The 15,342-nt window shown below is 41.0% G+C and carries 15 protein-coding genes and 1 pseudogene; 9 read left to right on the forward strand and 7 right to left on the reverse strand.

The genetic code is table 11. The features are described from left to right. Positions 1-96: 96 nt before the first annotated feature. A complete protein-coding gene (locus ACFG4S_RS29405; RefSeq protein WP_392532424.1) occupies positions 97-714 on the reverse strand; it encodes a glutathione S-transferase family protein in 618 nt (205 codons plus the stop codon). A gap of 201 nt (positions 715-915) precedes the next feature. On the opposite strand from ACFG4S_RS29405, the gene ACFG4S_RS29410 reads away from it, so the two are divergent. The 5 genes from ACFG4S_RS29410 to ACFG4S_RS29430 all read left to right on the forward strand — a co-directional run bounded on the left by ACFG4S_RS29410 (position 916) and on the right by ACFG4S_RS29430 (position 5,145). Continuing rightward, positions 916-1,641: an SOS response-associated peptidase gene (locus ACFG4S_RS29410; protein WP_392532425.1), complete on the forward strand. Its 726-nt coding sequence runs from the start codon at positions 916-918 to the stop codon at positions 1,639-1,641. Positions 1,642-1,968: 327 nt separating this feature from the next. Next, entirely contained in the window at positions 1,969-2,490 is a 522-nt protein-coding gene (locus ACFG4S_RS29415) for a photosystem I assembly protein Ycf3 (RefSeq protein ID WP_392532426.1), read from the forward strand. A 146-nt stretch (positions 2,491-2,636) separates the two neighbouring features. Beyond that, positions 2,637-2,927 carry an Asp-tRNA(Asn)/Glu-tRNA(Gln) amidotransferase subunit GatC gene (gene gatC / locus ACFG4S_RS29420; protein ID WP_392532427.1) on the forward strand — a complete coding sequence of 97 codons (291 nt, stop codon included), beginning with the start codon at positions 2,637-2,639 and terminating at the stop codon, positions 2,925-2,927. Positions 2,928-3,752: 825 nt separating this feature from the next. Further along, positions 3,753-4,007 (forward strand): hypothetical protein, encoded by a 255-nt coding sequence (locus tag ACFG4S_RS29425; protein WP_392532428.1) that lies wholly within the window; start codon positions 3,753-3,755, stop codon positions 4,005-4,007. Between the two features lie 625 nt (positions 4,008-4,632). Beyond that, a complete protein-coding gene (locus tag ACFG4S_RS29430) occupies positions 4,633-5,145 on the forward strand; it encodes a hypothetical protein (RefSeq protein ID WP_392532429.1) in 513 nt (170 codons plus the stop codon). A gap of 176 nt (positions 5,146-5,321) precedes the next feature. On the opposite strand, the pseudogene ACFG4S_RS29435 reads toward ACFG4S_RS29430, so the two are convergent. After that, positions 5,322-5,495: pseudogene (locus tag ACFG4S_RS29435) on the reverse strand (thioredoxin family protein); the annotation flags it as partial. A 110-nt stretch (positions 5,496-5,605) separates the two neighbouring features. Here ACFG4S_RS29435 and ACFG4S_RS29440 point away from each other — a divergent pair. Then, positions 5,606-6,124 carry a DUF2996 domain-containing protein gene (locus tag ACFG4S_RS29440; RefSeq protein WP_392532430.1) on the forward strand — a complete coding sequence of 173 codons (519 nt, stop codon included), beginning with the start codon at positions 5,606-5,608 and terminating at the stop codon, positions 6,122-6,124. A 52-nt stretch (positions 6,125-6,176) separates the two neighbouring features. Here ACFG4S_RS29440 and ACFG4S_RS29445 read toward each other — a convergent pair whose 3' ends face one another. Further along, positions 6,177-6,671, reverse strand: coding sequence for a TM2 domain-containing protein (locus ACFG4S_RS29445; protein ID WP_392532431.1), 495 nt, complete (start codon positions 6,669-6,671; stop codon positions 6,177-6,179). 668 nt (positions 6,672-7,339) lie between these two features. On the opposite strand from ACFG4S_RS29445, the gene acsF reads away from it, so the two are divergent. Together acsF and ACFG4S_RS29455 are read left to right on the forward strand one after the other, a co-directional pair. Continuing rightward, positions 7,340-8,416, forward strand: a complete 1,077-nt coding sequence (gene acsF / locus ACFG4S_RS29450) for a magnesium-protoporphyrin IX monomethyl ester (oxidative) cyclase (RefSeq protein WP_392532432.1) — start codon at positions 7,340-7,342, stop codon at positions 8,414-8,416. Positions 8,417-8,909: 493 nt separating this feature from the next. Continuing rightward, complete coding sequence (locus tag ACFG4S_RS29455; protein WP_392532433.1) at positions 8,910-9,866, forward strand: aldo/keto reductase; 957 nt, start codon at positions 8,910-8,912, stop codon at positions 9,864-9,866. Here ACFG4S_RS29455 and ACFG4S_RS29460 read toward each other — a convergent pair. The 4 genes from ACFG4S_RS29460 to ACFG4S_RS29475 form a co-directional block, all read right to left on the reverse strand. Next, the gene (locus ACFG4S_RS29460) at positions 9,863-11,044 is read right to left on the reverse strand and encodes a cysteine desulfurase family protein (protein WP_392532434.1); all 1,182 of its coding nucleotides are present in this window, start codon (positions 11,042-11,044) and stop codon (positions 9,863-9,865) included. The two genes, ACFG4S_RS29455 and ACFG4S_RS29460, sit on opposite strands and share 4 nt — an antisense overlap. Before the next feature lie 5 nt (positions 11,045-11,049). Then, the gene (locus ACFG4S_RS29465) at positions 11,050-11,676 is read right to left on the reverse strand and encodes a restriction endonuclease subunit R (protein ID WP_392532435.1); all 627 of its coding nucleotides are present in this window, start codon (positions 11,674-11,676) and stop codon (positions 11,050-11,052) included. Positions 11,677-11,870: 194 nt separating this feature from the next. Next, the gene (gene bcp / locus ACFG4S_RS29470) at positions 11,871-12,362 is read right to left on the reverse strand and encodes a thioredoxin-dependent thiol peroxidase (protein WP_392536107.1); all 492 of its coding nucleotides are present in this window, start codon (positions 12,360-12,362) and stop codon (positions 11,871-11,873) included. Between the two features lie 164 nt (positions 12,363-12,526). Beyond that, a complete protein-coding gene (locus tag ACFG4S_RS29475) occupies positions 12,527-14,302 on the reverse strand; it encodes a serine/threonine protein kinase (protein ID WP_392532436.1) in 1,776 nt (591 codons plus the stop codon). Between the two features lie 190 nt (positions 14,303-14,492). Here ACFG4S_RS29475 and ACFG4S_RS29480 point away from each other — a divergent pair, with 190 nt between their 5' ends. Further along, on the forward strand, positions 14,493-15,326 hold the full coding sequence (locus ACFG4S_RS29480; protein ID WP_392532437.1) for an FAD-binding domain-containing protein: 834 nt from the start codon (positions 14,493-14,495) through the stop codon (positions 15,324-15,326). Positions 15,327-15,342 lie beyond the last annotated feature (16 nt).

Below are 15,342 nucleotides of genomic sequence, written 5' to 3' on the forward strand. Positions count from 1 at the left end.
GCTAACTGTGAAAACTTCTCGTAATCTCTGAATGTGATACCATACAATATTTGATGGCAAAAGGAATCAAGAGACAGAGATGAGAAAACATAATTTTTATTCTTGTGTATCTTTGATACTAATATACCTGGGCTGAGCTTTGACTCTTTCTATCCAAGCTTTGATGGCAGGAAATTTTGTTAAATCAAACCCACCTTCATCAGCTACATGAGTGTAAGCGAACAAACCAATATCAGCAATTGTGTAACGCTCTCCTACAAGAAAAGTGTGAGAAGTTAAGTGTTTTTCCATCAGGTTAAGTGCTGTATAACCTGGCTCACGTTTTTCCTCGATCGCTTCACTATATTCTTTGGCTTTACCTAAAATAGAAATCCAAAATCTCGATCTGGCAATAAAAGGTTGATGGCTATATTGTTCAAAAAATAACCATTGCAGCACTTGCGCTCGTAAAAAGCGATCGTAGGGTAAAAATTCTGTACCTTCACTCAAATAGACTAATATGGCATTTGATTCTGCCAAATATTTTTCTGGCTCGATTTCGAGAACAGGAATCCTCCCATTGGGATTTTTACTTAAAAATTCTGGTGTTCGAGTCTCGCGTTTCAAGATGTTAACCTCTACCCTTTCAAAAGGCATACCTAGTTGTGTCAATAAAAGACGTATCTTATAACCATTGCCAGAAGGTAAAAAATCGTACAAACGTAGTAGTTCCATGTTAAAATACAGTAAGTAATATGTTGATGGGTAAGGGTTCAAAATACAATATCTTACCAAAAGATTTTGCCAAAACCGGATATATTTTTTATATATTTAGCTTCTGAGTACTAGATAAAATCATCCCAAAAAATAAAAAAGTATTATTTATTTATTTAGAGATTGAGATGTTTAATTCATTCGGGGTTTAAGAAGAAAAGTATGTGTGGAAGATTTACTCTAAATCAGTCAGCAGAAGCTTTAGTTGAAGTTTTCGGTCTCCACCAAGTTCCTGATTTAGCAGCCCAACATAATATTGCACCTACGCAAATGGTGGCAACAGTGTTACAAAATCCTGAAAGCGAAAAGCGTGAATTTAAGCAGTTGCATTGGGGGTTAATTCCCTCATGGGCGAAAGATCCAAAAATGGGGGCAAAGTTAATCAACGCTAGGGCGGAAACTGTTGCTGAAAAACCTGCTTTTCGGTCAGCTTTTAAGCATCGACGCTGTTTAGTGTTAGCTGATGGTTTTTATGAGTGGCAACGCCAACAAGGTAAAAAGCAGCCGTTTTATTTTCGTCTCCAAGATGGGCAGCCCTTCGCCTTTGCAGGTTTGTGGGAAAGATGGCGATGCCCACGGCAACCCCAAGGGGAAACGCCCACTAACGACGAAATAATCTCTTGTACAATTTTGACAACGGCAGCCAACGAATTACTCCAACCCATCCACGAGCGTATGCCAGTGATTCTAGAGCCGCAAGATTACGATTTATGGCTAGATTCCCAAGTGCAAACTCCCGAAACCCTACAGCAGCTATTGCATCCCTATCCAGCGCCAGCAATGGCTGCCTATCCAGTTAGCACCTTGGTAAACAACTCTCGGCATAATAGTCCCGAATGCATTATGCCCCTAACTGAGAAGAATGCTCCCACAAATCAGTTAAATTAACTATTGAGTGTACTAGGGGACTGGGAGGAGATGAGGAGATGGGGAGATGGGGAGATGGGGAGATGGAGAGAGAATTACACCCCATCACCCCATCTCCCCACCACCTCAATGCCCAATGCCCCATGCCCACTTGCCCTGAGCGACTCGTGCCGAGCGGACTTGTACTGAGTTTCGACTACGCGGAAATCGAGCGTTCGCGTAGCGTCTCCGTTAGGAGAAGTCGAGATTCAACTACCGCAAAGCCGAAGTAGCCGAGGTAAGTCGTTCGCGTAGCGTCTCGCAGAGAAGGGATGCCCCATACCCAATACCCAATACCCAGAGATAAATATGCCAAGAACGCAAAAAAACGATAACTTTATTGACAAATCTTTTACAGTGATGGCGGATATTATCCTGAAGATACTGCCAGCTAACAAAAAAGCCAAAGAAGCGTTTGTTTATTATCGAGATGGTATGTCAGCGCAAGCCGAAGGAGAATATGCCGAAGCATTGGAATACTATGAAGAAGCTCTCACGCTAGAGGAAGATACCAACGATCGCGGTTATATTCTCTACAATATGGGGCTAATCCATGCCAGCAACGGTGACCACAACAAAGCTTTAGAGCTATATCACCAGGCAATTGAGTTAAATCCACGCCTACCCCAAGCTTTGAACAACATCGCCGTGATTTATCACTACCAAGGCGAAAAAGCAAAAGAAGCTGGAGATAACGACGGCGGCGAAGCACTATTTGACCAAGCCGCAGACTATTGGATTCGAGCTATTCGCATGGCTCCTAATAACTATATCGAAGCCCAAAACTGGTTAAAAACTACAGGGCGATCGCAAATTGACGTATTCTTTTAGTCATTTGTCATTAGTTCTTTGTCCATAAACAATGCCCTTCACAAGTGCTGTTAGCAGATAGCTAAGGTTTAGCCCGTGCTGAGCCAGGAATCTCACTTATTTACTCGGAATTATTTTGTCCAATGCCCAATGCCCAATAACAATTTATGATTGACCAAGAACAAGTCCACAAAGTAGCTAATCTTGCTCGCTTAGAGTTAACTCCAGAAGAAGAAGAACAATTCACAACTCAATTAGGAAGTATTCTGGATTATATTCAACAACTCAACGAACTTGATGTCAGTAATGTAGCCCCGACAACACGGGCAATTGATGTCAGTAATGTCACACGAGAGGATGTGTTACAACCCTATGCTGACCGCGAAAGCATCCTCAATAGTGCGCCTGAACAAGAAGGCGAATTTTTCAAAGTACCAAAAATCCTCAATGCTGAATAGTTAAAAGCTAGGAATTCAGGAGTCAGAAGTCAGAATCCAGAATCATTGGAAAATCAAGAAGCGATCGCAAGCTTGATTTTTTTAGCTGATTAACCTTGGATATCAAAGTCTTCTGAATCCTGATGTTAAAAGTTAAGCTAATTGTCATTTAAATTGGATTTTTGCCTCTTTGCGTACTGATCCTGATTATGGAATTTAAAAGCACATCAGCTTATTTTTATTCCTGACTCCTCATGTATAAGTTAATGGTATCGGGCTGTCTCAAAAAACATTGATTTTGGCGAAACACCCGTCATAAAATACAAATACTGAAATTCACGACATATAAATAGTGTCTAAATAGACAATTAGAGCTATGAAATTAGTTTTCCCAAGCAGTTAATTTTTTCATTCTTATTACCTAATTGTTGAAGATTAATTTTATAGCTCTATACCAATTATGATTGGTATGTATGAGCCGATATATGGGTTTAGCTATTAATTATCTGAATCCCGTACAGAGTAATTCTAATACGAGGGATTGACGTGTTTAACTGGCAAACTTCTAACACATAAACGTGATTCAGAAATATTCCGTTTGCGTATTGGGTTAACAACGTCATTAAACGACTAATTTTCAGCACAATTTTACAGCAAACAAATTAAATCTTATGAATACGACACTCTACTGGCTCAAAGATTTGAAAAATCGTATTGGTTGTCAAAAAAATCAGTAGATGTCGTATTTGTGTGTGAGGAATAGGAGAAACAGGTAGTAAAGATGCCAATCTTGTTTTCAACAATCGTGTCAGGCTAAATCTCACCAGTAGCTTTAATGGCACAGACTTGTTAATTGTTGGACTCCAAGCTTACAACTTTAGAGCAACTGATTCACTGTATAGCCGAGGAACCATTCAAGGACAATTATTACCAAATTCGAGTTTTTTGGGCGCAGGTTCAACTAAACTCAGCTTTGAACCTCAATTTCCTGGTTTTAATGCTCAGACATTGCAACCTGATGGTGGAGCCAATTCAGTTAATCTTTATAATGCTAAGGGGTGGGGTACAATGACTCTGAAAATCATTGCCAGCCAAGCATAGGCAAGCAATAGGCAACAACCAATCATTGCTAGCTAAGTTCTGCTCAGCTTCATTTTTAGGTAAAATGCCCAGCATCAAAGCACAGTGAGAGATCGATTATCCTCAAGTAACTAAATGCGATCCTGTAAGATAGCCCAAGAGGGAATCGCTAAATAATTAACTTGTGAGCAAGTTTTTCTTGAGTTTCTACGGTTATGGCAGAAGCCGACATTAGGATACACTGGCTTTTGAATACACTAGAAGTTCATCAGCGAGTTGGTTTGTTGTTCGTGTTTACTTCATCCTTAGTATCCTCGCTTTTTCTTGTATGAAACTTACTCAAATCTACGGTAAGTCCCCTTAAGAAGGTTTTTCCGCATCTACTTAAAGACTCCACTGTTTTGGGCTATAGCCTTAGAATATTTACAAGCATTAATTACAAATTAGCTTTCTCTAGAAAAAGCGCTGTCTTTGTTGTCTAAGCTCACATCCTAGCTGTTTCTATCCTGATTTGTATAGCTTAGCCAATCAGCAGATTCAATTAATATTAAGCCTGTTTTACTATTTAGTTTCTTACTCTGACCTATTAGCCCCCTAGTGTTCATCTCATTTTGTTCATCAATAGCTTTTAGCCCTTATCGCTCCCATGCTGACCCATCATCGCAAGCCCGTGTGCTTATCAATTATTTCTACTGACTTACCAATCTGGTCTGTTGTTGAAACTGCTGGTACATTGTATCAAAAAGATACTAACCGATTTCATTTGCTGTTAACCGCACCGCCCCTAATTACTTGCGAAGTAGAGAGTGTCCTCAGTCCAGAGGAGACTTCTTCACAAACGAAGAGCAAACCTTATGCCCCTAGTAGTCCGAGAATTTTGTGGTTGGAGATTTCCCCATACCGAGTAATTATGACTATGCAAGGTAATGCCCAAGTTAGTTACCGTCACTTCTGGGAACAGGGCGTTTATGGTATTAGTCGTTATTGGTTACCAACTGAGTCATTCCAATCTAACGACCCCATTCGTTTACGAAATTTTACTAGTAGCCTAATTCTTAGCGGACATCCCTTACCAGAGCATTTGCGGCTCGAATATGAATTGTGGGCAGAAAAAGTCCAACTAGGATGCTACATCCTGAATTTGGAAATTAAGCATTGATATTTGGAAACTGGGGACTGGGGACTGGGGACTGGGGACTGGGGACACTTCTCTGCGAGAGGCTGCGCCAACGACAAGCTCAGTGCATCACTGGGGACTGGGGATAGAGAGACAGAATTCCTAACTCCTTGGAAGCGGAGCTTTCCTGGCTCCGCTCAACAATCAACAGTCAACAGTCAACCAAAATAACTCGGTTGTTTTCCAGGTTTCCATTTAATATTGCAACCAACACTCGGCTTTTGCTCAGTCGTAAGAGGTTTATCCACGAGTAGTGCGTCAATGGCTGCACGCAAATCTGCACCCAAATCTGCACCCATTACGGGTTTACCATTACTAGGACGACTATCATCTCCTTTATCTCCGACTCTTTACTGCTGCACTATTATGTCAGAATGAAAATAACAAACATCTCAAGGTGAGCGATCGCTCCGAAAGCTAGATTAAAGGATTGACCTGAGCAATGGCAGAAGAACCCAATCACAATCAAGCGGGAGAAGTAGCTCCCAGTGTCGCCGAAGAAAATGCTTCTAGTACAGACTCACGTGAAGCACCCAAGACAGAAAAACCCGCCGCCGCAGCTAAAGCCGCTAAAAAAGAAAAAGCCCCATCTGTTGAAGATAAACCATTTGTAGAGTTTATTGAGCAATACTACTTGCCAGCTTTACAAAAAGCGATCGCTCAGCAAGGTGTGCAAGATTTAGAAGTGGCTTTTGCAAAACAGAAAGTGCCAATCAAAGGCTTTGAATCAGCCGAAGAATCCTGGCAAGTGATCGGTAGTTTACAAAACGGTCTGTTTCACTTTAATCTGTATTTCCCTGAAGAAGATATTCAAGGGAAAAAGGGTTTTTCTTGTTATGAAGGCAAAAAAGCCAGTACTCTGGAGTCATTCTTAATTGATGAGCGCAAAATTACACTAGACCTATTGGTATTTGGTCTAGTGCAGCGTTTGGACGGTCAAAAGTGGCTAGGTAGAAATTAGTCATTAGTCATTGGTTTTTAACAAAGGACAAAGGACAAATGACAAAGGACAATTAAAGTTCGTGGAAATGGTAGATAACGGCTCCAGTATTGGGGTCGTTATCAATTTTTACATAACCTGATTTATACATCTCTTTGAGAGTATTTTCGACTTCAGCAAAGCTGGCTCCTGTGGCCTTCACCCCTTGAGTGACGGTGAGAGTACCACCTTTGCTTTCCGCCACTTCAATTAGTTTAATCATGAGTTGGTTACCGGTTGGGCGGTGAACTTGAGAGGCGATCGCAGTTTGGTTTAAAGGTACACCAAAGGGAGATACACCAGCTTTTAGTCTCAGGTTGGTTTCGTATTCGTCAACCATGTTGGGGATGAGAAGCAGATCCACTACCTGCCCTATATAAAATAAACCAAAAGTACACAGCCACAACAATCCTGTCCCAATTTTGCCATTGTATAAACGGTGTAGCCCTCCGACGCCGAAAAATCCGACTCCACACAAAATGTAAGAGACAAGAAGCCGGTCTTTATGCTGATTGTTTTCAAGATTCATCTTGTTGTCAACCCTTTGGATTCACTCTTGTTGTCTAATATGGTTTCCCATACTGTTTTGCCTGAGATTCAGTACGGATAGCTAGATTCACATCTTGCACTAGTTGCTTGATGACAATTTTTGTAGTCTTGACACTGCTTAGCGATGGCTACGCCCGCCGTTCGCGTAGCGTCTCGCAGAGAAGGCATCGCTCAAACCCTGATTTTTATCTTGTGGAGAGTGCCTTATCTACGGTTATTAAAATGCTGCAATCTCTTCAGTAGAGTCATATATAAGTATGTAGTAATTGTGCCAGTCATAGAGTGTTAATCCTAAGGCGATCGACTTAAATAATTAAGACTGCTTAATTTATTGTAGTAACAACCACGGAAAATTACTGAGAGAGTGCTAGGTTCCTGGAAGGAAGTTGCACGCGAGTTGCTTTAAGGGCTATTTTTATTTTTGGAGTTACCCTACGTTAACTTGACTACTAATCCGCCATTTTTGATTCCGCAAAACTTGAATGATTGTTGCAACTCTTAATGTTTTGCTTACTAGTTTGTCACCCGCAGCTTGGTAGACTGAATTTTATACTAAATTGATTATTGTCGGCTGCTGTATTCTGTGAGAGCATTCCCTTTGGCTTTCTAGTGTACTCAAGATAATAAAGACGAAAGAGCAATCAAGACATGGTAGATTCCCTCAAAAAACCAGGCTTTGAAGAAATACGGCCAGGAATTAAAGTCCCGGCAAAAGAAACCCTATTAACACCTCGGTTTTACACTACCGATTTTGAAGAAATGGGGCGGATGGATATTTCCGTCAATGAAGACGAGTTAAGAGCGATTCTCGAAGAGTTTCGCGCTGACTACAACCGCCATCACTTTGTTCGGGATGCCGAGTTTGAACAATCCTGGGATCATATTGACGGTGAAACTCGCCGGTTATTCGTTGAATTTCTAGAACGTTCCTGTACGGCAGAGTTTTCCGGATTTTTGCTGTACAAAGAACTCGGCCGTCGCTTAAAAGGCAAAAGCCCCGTTTTAGCAGAGTGCTTTAACCTGATGTCACGGGATGAAGCGCGTCACGCTGGCTTTTTGAATAAAGCTATGTCGGACTTTAATCTGTCCTTAGATTTAGGGTTTTTGACTAAGAGCCGCAATTATACCTTCTTTAAGCCGAAATTCATCTTCTACGCCACTTATCTTTCTGAAAAGATTGGTTATTGGCGCTATATCACCATTTATCGTCATTTAGAAGCGCATCCCGAAGACCGGATTTATCCGATTTTCCGCTTCTTTGAAAACTGGTGTCAAGATGAAAACCGTCACGGTGATTTCTTTGATGCGATCATGAAATCCCAACCGCAAATGTTGAATGATTGGAAAGCACGGCTATGGAGTCGGTTCTTCTTGTTATCGGTGTTTGCAACAATGTATCTCAACGACATCCAACGCAAGGATTTTTATGCGACCCTTGGACTGGATGCACGAGAATACGACATCCATGTAATTAAGAAGACCAACGAAAACGCAGGTAGAGTGTTCCCACTCATGCTGGATGTAGAAAATCCAGAGTTTTATCAGCGCTTAGATACTTGTATCAGCAATAATGAGAAACTGAGTGCGATCGCTAACTCTAATACTCCCAAATTCCTGCAATTCTTCCAGAAACTTCCGCTTTACATCTCTAATGGCTGGCAATTATTGCGGCTGTATTTGATGAAACCGATTGATGCTGTTTCTGCTCAAGGTTTAGCTCGTTAAGTAATAATAAATTTGCGAAAGCTTTAGTGGTTCTGTTTCGTGCAGAACCACTTTATTTATGCGAAATTTTAACCTAAAGGCTATATGCCGTCTTTTGAGTATGCTATCACTCACAATCTGTCTTTATCTACTTGTTCTGACAACTTGGCAATATCTTCAGTGAATCCCATCTTGTTTGCTCCTGGTAGATCAGTGAGTATTGATAAAACTTTTTCCTAAAATTGGAGTGATTGTAAGGAAAAATAGTACATTTGAATTGAAAGTGTTAGCGCGATCGCCTTCTTGATCACTCCTATAAAAGTATTCCCTAATAAGTAGTACTCTGTAACACTGATGAGTTGTTCATAAGTGCAATTGCAACTTTTGAATACTAAACAAGTAGTTATTAGCTGTCGTGTTTACACTAGGGATCGTTCACACCTGAGATAGCGGTTAAGAAAACATTTGCAGCGTACACTACTAATTGACTCAAAAATTCTTGGAGAAAGTATACATGCAAACTAAACAGCTTGGTAATTCGGAGCTGCACATTACCCCAATTGGCTTTGGTGCTTGGGCGATTGGTGGAGGTGATTGGACTTTTGGTTGGGGAGCGCAGGATGACCAAGAATCGATCGCTGCGATCGCTCATGCTCTCGATCTCGGCGTTAATTGGATTGATACCGCAGCTGTCTATGGTTTGGGACATTCGGAAGAAATTGTCGCTCAGGCGCTCAAAGGTCGATCTAATCGCCCCTACATTTTCACTAAATGCTCGTTGATTTGGGATGAAAAGGGCAAAATTGGTAACAGCCTCAAAGCAGATTCTGTGCGGCGGGAGGTTGAAGCTAGTCTGCGCCGACTGGACATTGAAACTATCGATCTCTATCAAATCCACTGGCCTAACCCTAACTCAGACATCGAAGAAGGATGGACAACTCTCGCCAAACTAAAAGATGAAGGTAAGGTTCGTTACATCGGGGTTTCCAACTTCAATGTAGAACAATTAAAACGTGCCCAGGAGATTGCACCAGTTACTTCATTGCAACCACCTTATTCACTAGTTAAGCCCGATGTCGAAAAAGAGATCCTGCCTTTTTGCAAGGAAAACAACATCGGTGTGATTGTTTATTCACCAATGCAATCTGGCTTGCTGACAGGAAAGATGACGTCTGAACGGATTGCTAATTTTCCTGATGATGATTGGCGTAAGAACAGCAGTGAATTTCAAGAGCCACGTTTATCTCGTAATCTAAAATTGGTCGAGGTTTTGCAACACATTGGCGAAAAACACGATCGCTCACCTGGTGAAGTGGCGATCGCTTGGACTTTAAATAATCCAGCTGTGACTGCGGCGATCGTTGGCGCACGCAATCCCAAGCAGGTGGAAGGAATCATTGCTGCTGGCGAATTTCGCCTGAATCAGCAGGAATTAAATGAGATTGACACTTTTATCCGCGAGAATCCCTAGTCCCCAGTCCCCACAGTGACAAAAGCGGCATTACGTAAACTTTGAATAGTGGCGATCGTATGTTTTGCCACAATATCAATTTCCTCTTGTGTATTAAACCTGCCAATACCAAACCGTACTGATGGATACGCTAGTTTTTCTGAGTGTCCTAGTGCTGTGAGAACATGAGAGGGTGCGGTGGTTGCTGACGAGCAAGCAGAACCAGAAGATACTGCCATCACTGGCTGCAATCCTAGCAAAAGTGCGGCTCCATCCACCCCCTCAATACTGATATTCAAATTTCCCGCCAATCGCGCTTGCGGATGTCCGTTGAGATGAATTCCTTCAAGTTGCGAAAGTTGTTCCCATAATTTTTGCCTGAGTTCGGTGAGGCGTTGGTTTTCTGTGGTTAGTTCAGCCAAGGCGATTTCTACAGCTTTCCCCAAGCCGACAATTTGCGGTGTATACAATGTTCCAGAGCGCATTCCCCGCTCATGTCCTCCACCATGCTGCTGAGGAGCCAGTTGTACTCTAGGGTTGCGTCTGCGGACATATAGCGCTCCGATCCCCTTTGGTCCATATACTTTATGTGCGGTGAGAGACATTAAGTCAATTTTCATTGCTTGCACATCCAAGGGAATTTTACCAATAGCTTGGGCGGCATCGGTGTGGAAAATGATTTGGCGATCGCGGCACATTTCCCCAATTTCTGCCAAAGGCTGCAACACCCCAATTTCGTTATTTGCAGCCATCACCGATACTAAAATCGTCTCCGGACGGAAAGCTTTTTCTAATTGGGTTAAATCAATCAACCCATCTTTTAAAACTGGAAGAATAGTAATTTCAAAACCCAGACTTTTTAAATAATTACAAGGGTCTAAAACTGCGTTATGTTCTGTCACCACAGTAATAATATGCTGACCTTTTTTAAAATAAGCTTCGGCAACACCTTTAATTGCTAAATTATTGGCTTCTGTCGCACCACTGGTAAAAACAATTTCTTCGGGAGTGCCGTTAATTGCTGCTGCTAAAACTTCTCGCGTTTGTTTGACAGCCGCTTCTGCTTCCCAACCATAAACATGACTAATACTGGATGCGTTACCAAAGTGTTGTGTAAAATAGGGGAGCATTGCCGCTAGTACTCGTTCATCTACAGGTGTAGTTGCGTGACAATCAAGATAAATAGGGCGAATAGACATAATTATTAACTCAAAATTTTACTCAAATTTTTTAATATACTTAGAACCTGATACAGTTCATTTTTTCTCTTCAAAAGTGTAAATTGGTCAGAAATACCATACTTCGGCTGATTTTCTTTGCTAAGTTTTAGGAAAATAAAATCACTACCATTTGTTACTAATCCAAAAGTAGGTTTGTCTTGACTAGGATTAGCTAGCATATAAACAAGTGCTTGAGGTACGGCTTCTAAAAGAGAAAAGCTAGACCTTTTAGATTCAATTACTAACAACCATAATTGTTCTTGAATAACTAAAAAATCAATTCTACCTCTAATGATTTCTCCTTCATCTTCCGTCGCAATTTCTAGTGATTGTTCGCCTCTCATATAAAAAGGGTCATCATAAAATCCAGCTAAATTGAGTAAAGGAGATAAAACTACTAATTTAACCGTTTCTTCTGACAAAGGAGGATATTTTACTAAACGGAGAAAATGAAGTTTTATTTTGTCTAAATCTTGCTTTTCTAAATCTGTAATTTCCGGTAAATTTTCCAACCATTCGGCGAAGAATGCTTCATCTTCGACTAACTCTAGACTAAATCTGTCCTCCAAATAAGCCAGCCCGATATTTTGTGCTTGGATAAATTGAACCATAATTCATTTAAAATATCCAGTATAGCTATAATTATACTGTTCCAGTATTAAGCTAGATAGCAATAGCAAAGATAATTATCTGGAAATTTTAACGGACTTTAGCTATCAGCCAGGAACTTTAGTCATAGGCGGTTTATGTCTAGGTTGAAATAGCCCTACTGAACTATACTTACATCCAATCATCTTTACATAACTCATTTTTGACTTTGCGTGGCTGCTAATTCCCGTAATTTAGTTAGCACTATTTGAGCATGACCTTTGGTTTTCACATTTGGCCAAATATAGGCAATCATTCTATCAGGTGAAATGAGAAAAGTTGAGCGAGCAACACCCATATATTCTTTGCCCATAAACTTCTTTAAGCGCCAAGCACCGTAGGCTTCTATCAAAGTATGTTCGGGATCGCTCAACAGGGTAATTGACAAGTTATGTTTGCTGATAAATTTACAATGGGACTTACCCGAATCTGGACTTACGCCTAAGATTTTCGCTCCCAGTGCGCTGAAGTCTTGATACAATTGAGTGAAATCTTTTGCTTCGGTGGTACAGCCTGGTGTATCATCTTTGGGGTAGAAGTAGAGGACAATCCACTGATTGCTGAGGTCATCAAGAGTTAGTAGATTGTCGTTTTGGTCAGGGGTGGAGAAATCTGGCGCTGCTTGTCCGATTTGGGGAATGTTACTCATTGTAAGGTTATAAGAGATTCGGTAGGTGTTACCCGTCGTAGACATTGCTTTAGAATTGTACATAGATTGAGCGATCGCACGTAACCACTAATTACAAATAGTATTAGTTTGGCTTGAACAAGAGCAAAACCCAAACAATTACAAGTAATTTTACTTACAAACTACTACTTGACGGAGAAGGTATCAACGCTTGCTTCAAATACTGGTAAGCGTGCTTCAAATTCATTGGCACTAGTAGAAAAAATTACAGCCCTAATACTGCTTTTATCTTTAATTAAATAGTATATTTGTTTAGCATCCCGAAGCCGTATTTCTGTGATTATTTTTCCTAATTCATAACCTTCAATAGATCCTGTCTTGACATTTATCACCTGAATATCAGAAGGAAACTTATTGAGTGTCTCTTGTAAATAAGTTTCTAAATTCATATTGATAGGTATTTTTTCATAGGAGACAATTACATTAGTTGGGAAGTTTGATTCACCCTTGTACGAGTCAAAAGCCAAGATAGAAAAGGCCGAAGGGTTTAGTTTCAGCATTTGAGCAGACCCTTCCCAGTTTGAACCAAGGCTTTTTATTTTTCTAATCATTGCATCTAGGTTTTGACTGGGATCGCCACCTTCCCAACTTGGAGGTAACCACAATTCTGCACCACCACCCTCAAACTTATTCCAACCAGATGGAAGACCTGAAGATATATTTTCCTCGGAAATAGAAGGTTGTTGACTCGTTGAATCAGTACTTGCTTGCTCAGAATTACTTGCTTGCTCAGAATTACTTGCTTGTAGCTCGGTTGGTGTTGAAGTTACCACTGGCTGACTTGGATGAGATTGAAAAGGCTTATAGATTTCTCGACTACCGAATTTAATTAAAAATAGTATAGCGAAAGCAATTACTCCACCTGTGAATTGGGCAGTCTTACTAGAGAATATATTGGTTTCAGTTTTTGAAGATTGAATTTGAGTAGTCGTTGACGTTTTAACTGGCCTACTGTGTTTAGGCTTTTCTATTTCGGTAGGTGGTAATTGTGATGCTGAAGAACCAGTAGAATATGACTGCCCAGATGATTCTGATAGACACCTCAGAATCATCTGAGCATTTTGAGGACGCTTGCCAGGAAATGCTTCCATCAGATAATCAATCAAACCAGCTACCTGCTTAGATATTTGTGAGGCATTATCTCGCCACATTAACTTACCAGTTCGCGGGTCTTCAGAAAATTGATCTGGAGATTTGCCAGTAAGTAAATAAACAAATGTGCGACCGAGGGCGAAGAAGTCTGATTGTGGTACGGCTTTACCATTGGCTTGTTCTAGTGGTGTATAACCTGGTGAAAAAATCCCTGTTATATTCTGCCCTGCTGCTTTTTGATGATAGGTTGGTGTAACTTCTCTTGCTGTACCAAAGTCTATCAAAGCCAGATGTCCATCTGCTTTGAGCATAATATTTGGTGGCTTGATATCTCTATGAAAAAAATTCTGTTGATGCACCTCATGCAAAATATTTGCCAACTGAGTTAGCCATAAAAGTGCTAACTTTTCATCAATGGGGCGATTACCTCGTTGTTCCATATATTGGTACAAATCCAACCCCTCAATTTTCTCCATTACCAAGCAATGCAGTGGCGCTTGGCTATTTTTGGGAGAGAATGTAAAGTACCCATCTCCCTTTGGAATCCCTGGATGATTCAGATGGCTTAAGACTTGTGCCTCTTGCTGAAACAGTGATACAGCTTTGGCATCATCCAGCATCAGAACTTTTAAGACTTTGAGGGTGTTAGCGTGGTTGACTTCAAATGTCTTGGCAAAACCACCAGCACCTAATTGGCGAGTCACTCGATACCGTCCTTCCAAGAGCAATTCTGAGCCACAGGCTTGACAAAACAGTATATTTTCAGAATTTTGAGGTCTTGGGCAGTGGGGATTAATGCAGAGGTTCATGGTGTTTTTTACAACACAGTTTGCCCTAATAGTCTAGCCTTACTGAGATATTGACGTCACCAGTAAAAATTAGGACAATAAGCAATACCTTCGGTCTACGCTTATATTTGTCCTCTATAATAGTGATTTAGCCTGTTAGTATTTTTATTTAATTAGGAATTACGAATTATCCCCACGCTTCAAAGTTGAAATGACTAAAGATATGCAACGCGAATTTACCAACCGCGATGAGTTGGTAGCCTACCTCCGCGAACAATTCCCAAATGCAGCCGAACGCGATCGCCACATCAGCGAAACGGTGGGAGGACGCAAAGCCGCAGAAAAAGCCCTACACCAAATCGATCCAGTACGCTACGCGCAAACACGTAATTTTTTCACAGGTGCAGTCACGCGTCTTTCGCCTTACATCCGCTATGGCGTTTTGAGTTTGCGCGAAATTCGAGATTATGTGCTTGAGAACGTACAGCACCAAGAAGATGCTACGAAACTAATTAACGAGTTAGGTTGGCGCGATTATTGGCAACGATTATATGTAAAGTTAGGGGATGGAATCTGGAAAGAGCAAGAAGAGTACAAAACTGGTTACACTGTGGCTGAATATGCGCTTGAATTACCCCAAGATATCAAACAAGCAACCACAGACAGAGTTTGCCTTGACAGTTTCAGTCGTGATTTGAAAGAAACTGGCTATTTACATAACCACGCGCGGATGTGGCTGGCGGCTTACATTGTCCATTGGCGGCGTATTCGTTGGCAATCTGGGGCTAAGTGGTTTCTCGAACATCTTTTAGATGGCGATCCTGCTAGTAATAATATGTCCTGGCAGTGGGTTGCTAGCACTTTTAGTCATAAACCGTATTTTTTCAACCGTGAAAATTTAGAACGCTATACCAAAGGCATTTATTGTCAGAAATGTCCTCTTTACGGTCATTGTGATTTTGAAGGCAGTTATGAAGAATTAGAACAACGACTTTTTCCCAAAGGAAAATTTAGCAAACAGCCTAATAGCAAGAGTTGGCGGTAAATTTATTGGGTAAATT

The sequence above is a fragment of the Nostoc sp. C117 genome (genome assembly GCF_043099735.1).
Taxonomy (GTDB): Bacteria; Cyanobacteriota; Cyanobacteriia; order Cyanobacteriales; family Nostocaceae; genus Nostoc.